Genomic DNA, 6,428 nt, shown 5'->3' on the forward strand with positions numbered 1-6,428 from the left:
TATACATCTAATAATGCAACCAGCTGGGTTCAAATTGGAGCTACTTCGGTTCAACCGGCAGAGTTTGCCAAATTGGCTTTGATTGTCTATCTATCCGCCATTTATGGGAAACGTCAGGACCGGATTAATAATATTGATAAAGCGGTTATGCCGCCAATCTTTTTTCTCATCTTCATTTGTAGTTTAATTATCCTGCAGCCTGATTACGGTAGTGCGATGATCATCTTTCTTATTTCTGGATCCATTATTCTTTCATCTGGAATGACAATCAAGAGTATAGGTAAATTAGCAGTGATTTCAGCAGGCTTCGCTCTTATTCCTGCCTTTATCATGTTGATTACTGGTAAATTATCATCCATCCTATCTCCGGAAAGATTATCCCGTTTCACTGGTTTTATGGATCCATTTGGAACTGCTGCAGATGATGGATACCAACTAGTCAACTCTCTATTTGCAATCGACTCTGGCGGTATAAGCGGCGTAGGTCTTGGCGATAGTGTTCAAAAATACGGATACCTACCTGAAGCACACACTGACTTCATTATTGCCATTATTGCAGAAGAACTTGGTCTTCTAGGCGTACTGTTTGTCTTATTAACCCTAGGATTTATTGTGTTACGAGGATTCAGTCTTTCTTCAAGATGCAAAGACCCCTTTGGCAGTCTTTTATTAATCGGCATTTCTTCCATGATCGGCATTCAAGTGTTTATCAATGTTGGAGGAGCTACCGGTCTGATTCCAATCACAGGTATTACCCTTCCCTTTATTAGTTATGGAGGATCCTCTCTTTTAATGATGATGATCTCAATTGGAATCTTCCAAAATGTCATTATGCGTATGAACTTAAACGCACAGAAAGAAAAAGAAACGACCCTTACTAACCATGAATCTATGTAACTAGAAAAAACAGGCTGCCAAAATGGGCAACCTGTTTTTTCATGATTATGTGAAGAATAGCTGGTTACGAATAATGATTGTCACTTTGTATGAAGTCCAATTTTCGTAAAGCCGCTTATTAAGCTTAAAAACGGACATAGCAGACAAAAGAAGGCAAAGGGTGCATAGTCAAGGGTTGAAACACCTAGTACCTGTGTTAAGAAGACGCCGCATACGCCCCATGGAACTAACGGATTGACTACGGTACCAGAATCCTCAAGGGTCCGGCTCAATGATTTAGCGGCCAAACCTAGCTTATCGTATGATTCACGGTAAGCTTTTCCTGGCAAAAGGACTGATAAATACTGTTCACCTACCAAAAAGTTTACGCCAATTCCTGTCATTACAGTAGCAGAAACGAGGCGTGAAGTGGAATTTAACTTAGCAGCAATCGATTGTAAGAGAGAAGGTATAATACCGAGTCCAAATAAGAGCCCGCCCATTCCAAGTGCCAACAGCACAAGAGAAATTGAGAACATCATACTTTCAAGTCCGCCTGCTGTAAGAATTGTATCTAATTGTTCAACACCGCTATCTAAAACAAATCCTGAAAACAAAATAGTACCCATTTCTGTAATCGTCATTTCTGGCTGACCAATAAAAGCAATGACAACGGAAGAAATAATGCCAGCGGCAATCGTTGGAATAGCAGCCGTCTTTTTTAAAGCCAATATTCCTACTACAATAAACGGCAGCAAACTCCACAAACTTATGAATGTATGCTTGTCTAATGCTTGAATAAGTGTAGTAATTTCATTACCATTTCCAATAGCTATATTCGGAGATAAGAAATAAAAAATAGTAAAGGTAATAACAAAGCCTGGAATGGTTGTCCACAACATGTTTTTGATATGAACAAATAAGGGAACCCCCACTGTTTCTGATGCAAGGTTTGTTGTATCAGATAATGGAGACATTTTATCGCCAAGGAATGCACCTGAGATAATTGCACCAGCTGTTATCGGAAGGGACAAACCATAGGCTGAAGCCATTCCAATGAAAGCGACGCCTAAGGTAGCTGCTGTTGTTAGTGAGCTTCCTATACAAAGACCTAATAACGAAGTCACTAAAAAAGTAACCGCATAAAAAGACTGATCTGAGATTAGTTCAAATCCATAATACATCATCGTCGGAATGGTACCGCTGACGATCCAGCCAGCAATTAACAGTCCTATGAAAAAGAAAATATAAATGGCCCCGAGTCCCGATATCGCTCCTTGTATCAATGCCTTTTCCATTACACGAAATGAGAGACCTTTACATCCACCATATACAAACAAAAATAAAATAGCTCCGATAATTGGCAAATGCGGATTCATACCGTAATAGATAATCCCTGTTCCAATCATCAGTAAAACACAAAATAAGATAAGTATCGCTTCTATGGTTGAAAGCTTTAGGTTCGTATCTTCTAGTTTCATGACAATTCCTCACTCTCAAAGTTGTACTAGCCGAAAGACCTTAAATAAGATGCAAAAATGAATTACTTCGCACTTAAACGCTTTTAAGCACTAAAGTATAGAATTAAATGTATGACAAAATTTACGTTCTGTCAATGCCTCATTTTAGCTCTTGCTTATTTACATGTGTAATAGGTGTGCAGTTACTCTTTTTGCTGGCTGATCTTGGCTAAAAAAGCACCTTCTATATAAGCAAGATGCCTCATCAGAATGTTTGAATAAAGTCATATAATCCCCAACATAAATGGTAAACAGCGATACTTGATAAAATGTACTGGTTGAGTCAAGCTCTTAGACCCGATCCTCAGGAGAGAAAAGATCTAAGGCCCAGAGCCATTCCCATTTTAAAATGGCTGCCTTTCCCTCCTGTCAGCAGCACAATTAAAAAATCAGCGTCTATAACACCTTTCATTTCATCTTCACCAATCACAGGTAATTCCGCTAATGAGGAGGCTCGCCCGTTTTGTGTCCATTCAATTCATATCCTTTTTCAACCAATCGTTGATTTACATATTTGACATCCTGTATATTTTGGAAGCTTGAGCCAGTAGTCCATTACTTGATTTGATTCGCTTTCAATTCTACAAACTTTCGCTTACCGACTTGAACAACTAAACCATCTTCTATGGTGATCAGAAGGTTATCATCCGCCACTTTTTTCCCATTTAATCGAATTCCGCCATTTTTAATCATTTTGCGTGCTTCGTTTTTAGATGTTTGCAGCTTTAGTTCAACCAATAAATCTAAAATCCCTGTCTGTAGGGGTCCTTCCCAAGAAACAGATGGTATTGTCTCGGGTAGAATTCCCTTTTGAAATACCGATTTAAATGTTCTTTCTGCCTGTTCTGCAGCAGTATGATCATGATACATAGAGACAAGGACACGGCCAAGTTGCATTTTCGCATCACGCGGGTGCAAACAGCCATCGTTTAGAAAACGCTCAATTTCGTTTATTTTCTCTACAGGCAAATTGGTTAAAAGCTTAAAGTATTTGACCATTAGTTCATCTGGGATTGACATCGTTTTCCCATACATGTCGGCTGGTGTATCATCAATGCCAATGTAATTAGCCTTAGACTTTGACATTTTCTCAACTCCATCGAGTCCTTCAAGCAAAGGCATCGTTATGACTACCTGCTTTTCCTTACCATAATGCTCTTGTAGATGTCTCCCCATTAAAACATTGAAATGCTGATCCGTGCCTCCCAGCTCAATATCGCTTTCAAGGACAACTGAGTCATAACCCTGCATCAGCGGATAAAAGAATTCATGTAAAGATACTGGCTTCCCAGCTCCAAGCCGTTTCTCAAAATCATCACGTTCAAGCATTCTTGCAACAGTAATTTTTCCCGCTAAACGAACAATATCTTCAAAATTCAACTCCGAGAGCCAACTTGAATTATAGTGAAGCTCTACGGCATCCATATTCAACACCTTGCTAAATTGTTTAAAGTACGTTTCTGCATTACGTTTCACTTCTTCATCCGTAAGCTGCTTTCTCACTTCCGACTTTCCAGTGGGATCACCAATTTTCCCAGTAAAATCACCAATGATTAATTGAATACGGTGTCCGTACGCTTGGAATCTTTGCAGTTTATTTAAAACAACCGTGTGTCCCAAATGAACATCAGGAGCAGATGGATCAAGACCCAGCTTAACCTTTAAGGGTTTACCAAGTGCAATGGACTTGGCAAGTTTTGCTTTAAATTCGCCAACCGGCAGGATTTCCTGTACCCCGCTCGATAGTTCTTCAAATTGCTTTTCCAGCCCCGCCATTTGTTTATCTGTTAATACTTCCATATAATTCATCATTCGTCTCTCCCCCATTTTGTCCATAAAAAAACACGCCCCCTAAAAAAGGGACGTGGTTATCTTGCACGCGGTACCACCCTTGTTGAAGAACATTCATTCTTCCGCTCAAACGAATAACGGTTCGTCCGTCCTTTGCTACTATTGTTCACAAAGGAAGCTCAAGGAGGTAATTCACCCAAACCTTTGTACCGATTCACACCAACCACCGGCTCTCTGAAACAGGGAGATTCGCTGCTACTTATTCCTATCATTGCTTTTTATTTTTGAATTTTTACAATATTATAATACATTCATAAAACTGTCAATTCCTAAGCAGGTAAATTCCCTGGCTTACCCAAGTAATAGCCCTGGGCTAATGTAATTCCGATCTGTTTACAATAGTCGAGTTCTTCTTTGCGTTCAATGCCCTCTGCCAGGGTTATGATCCCTAACTCCTTACATAACGCGACCACTCGTTTTAAAAATTGTTGTTTTTCTGCAAGTTGATCACAATAATCAATCTTAGAACGATCTATTTTCACATAATTAGGAGCAAGTTTGACAAGAACATCTAATGTAGCAAAGCCGCTGCCAAAATCATCTAAAGCCACACCAATTCCTTCTCTTTTATACACAGTAAAGATTTTCTTTAAATGATCAATATCCTGAATTTTTTCCGTTTCAACTACTTCAAATACAAGGTCCGCTGGATTGATTTGGTAGCGTTTTACAGCTTCAAAAGTATGTTTTAAACAAAATTCTGGATTGTATATCGTTGACGGAAGAAAATTAATAAAGCTTTTTATGCCGCTTGGAACAAAGCCTGCTCGGTTCTTAATCGCCGCCTGTCTGGCTTTTTGATCAAGCATACTCTGCATACCCGTTTTTTGGGCTGCTTCAAATAATTCTCCTGGTGATATTCTTGCCAGCGGGTCGCGTAAAAGTGATTCATATGCAAAAAGCTGGTCATTTTCTAAGGAATAAATGGGTTGAAAAATAGAGTTGAATTCCGTTTCTTGAATGATTGTAATCACTTCATGATGAGTAATTCGATTAGCTAGTTCCAATAGTGAATACACATGATAGGCTTTTTGAATAGATTTTAAAATTGAACCTTTGATCTGAGCAGCATTCGGTAAAGTAAGAATCTCTCTTACAATTGCTTCTAATTCTTCTTTCGAATTATAAGGCAAATAACTACCTTCACTGTCCTCAATCAGCCCGTTAAAACCTTTCAATCCACCCTTTCCTTGGATATGCAAAAAACCAGGTGTAAAGATTGAAAAATGTACGCCGCATGCACATGGACCCATGGTTACCTTCCCCTTAAACTGTACACAAATAAGTAAAAAAAATATTACTCTTCTTCACTATTCATTTAATCACATTATCAATAGTTAAATCTTAAGAGATCTCCATTAATAATATCGTCAGACAGATTCAATTCTTTACTAACCGTTTCTTGGAAAGGCATACACGCTTCAGCATTCGCTTGATCACCGCTGCCTTTGTGATAACAGGTATTATCTTGATAGATGTACTTTTCCGTTACAAACCCTCCATCACGAAAAATAACTGGATGATTCTTAGGTCTCGTAAATAAATCATAGCCGAATGTGATTGCTTTATCTTTTATTCCAAGCAAATGAAGCAACGTCAATTGAATATCTACTTCACCACCTGGACTTGATATGGTCATCCCTTTTTGACCAGGAATATGAATAATAAGCGGAACTTGGCGGTACTCTGTGTGATCGACTGCCCTCTTTTCGCGATCAAGCATATCAGTTAAGGCATCTTCATATTTTTCTGATATACCATAATGGTCACCATATAAAATAAATATTGTGTCTTTGTACATCCCTTTTTCCTTTAATTGCTGAAAGAACTGTTTTATTGCTTCATCCTGGTAACGAACGGTCGTCACATACCGATTCACGACCCCTTCATCTGTATCTGCCAGGTTAATCATCTGATCCTCCTCATTTAACAAAAACGGAAAATGATTAGTCAGTGTGATAAACTTCGCTAAATACGGTTTAGGAAGACTCTTCAGATAGGGAATCGACTGCTGAAAAAAAGGAATATCTTTAATTCCATAGTTAATAGAGTTTTCAGGTGTCACTGTATAGTCACCTTTAGAAAAAAAGCGGTCATAGCCTAAGTTCATATACATGTTCTCACGGTTCCAAAAAGATGGGTCATTTCCATGGAAGACAGCTGAATAATACTTTTCATCCT

The 6,428-nt window shown here is 38.7% G+C and carries 6 protein-coding genes and 1 other annotated feature; of the genes, 1 reads left to right on the forward strand and 5 read right to left on the reverse strand.

All coding sequences use genetic code 11. The features are described from left to right. Positions 1 to 897: FtsW/RodA/SpoVE family cell cycle protein (locus AC52RT_RS15855; RefSeq protein ID WP_495541637.1), on the forward strand; the 897-nt coding region annotated here is incomplete at its 5' end. 80 nt (positions 898 to 977) lie between these two features. Here the strand turns inward: AC52RT_RS15855 and nhaC are convergent. The 5 genes from nhaC to AC52RT_RS15880 all read right to left on the reverse strand — a co-directional run. Next, positions 978 to 2,357, reverse strand: a complete 1,380-nt coding sequence (nhaC, locus tag AC52RT_RS15860; protein ID WP_495541638.1) for a Na+/H+ antiporter NhaC — start codon at positions 2,355 to 2,357, stop codon at positions 978 to 980. A gap of 343 nt (positions 2,358 to 2,700) precedes the next feature. Next, a complete protein-coding gene (locus AC52RT_RS15865) occupies positions 2,701 to 2,826 on the reverse strand; it encodes a hypothetical protein (RefSeq protein WP_495541639.1) in 126 nt (41 codons plus the stop codon). 125 nt (positions 2,827 to 2,951) lie between these two features. Then, a complete protein-coding gene (tyrS, locus tag AC52RT_RS15870; RefSeq protein WP_495541640.1) occupies positions 2,952 to 4,208 on the reverse strand; it encodes a tyrosine--tRNA ligase in 1,257 nt (418 codons plus the stop codon). A 43-nt stretch (positions 4,209 to 4,251) separates the two neighbouring features. Further along, positions 4,252 to 4,468 (reverse strand) — a binding site (T-box leader). Between the two features lie 48 nt (positions 4,469 to 4,516). Beyond that, positions 4,517 to 5,500: an EAL domain-containing protein gene (locus AC52RT_RS15875; protein WP_495541641.1), complete on the reverse strand. Its 984-nt coding sequence runs from the start codon at positions 5,498 to 5,500 to the stop codon at positions 4,517 to 4,519. Positions 5,501 to 5,577: 77 nt separating this feature from the next. Further along, on the reverse strand, positions 5,578 to 6,428 hold an 851-nt coding region (locus tag AC52RT_RS15880), incomplete at its 5' end, for an LTA synthase family protein (protein ID WP_495541642.1).

It is taken from the genome of Peribacillus sp., assembly GCF_059453735.1.

Excerpts from the sequence above, each read along its gene's own strand:
- nhaC (WP_495541638.1), bottom strand. The coding sequence starts at position 2,357 with ATGAAACTAGAAGATACGAACCTAAAGCTTTCAACCATAGAAGCGATA.
- AC52RT_RS15875 (WP_495541641.1), bottom strand. The coding sequence starts at position 5,500 with ATGGGTCCATGTGCATGCGGCGTACATTTTTCAATCTTTACACCTGGT.
- tyrS (WP_495541640.1), bottom strand. The coding sequence starts at position 4,208 with ATGATGAATTATATGGAAGTATTAACAGATAAACAAATGGCGGGGCTG.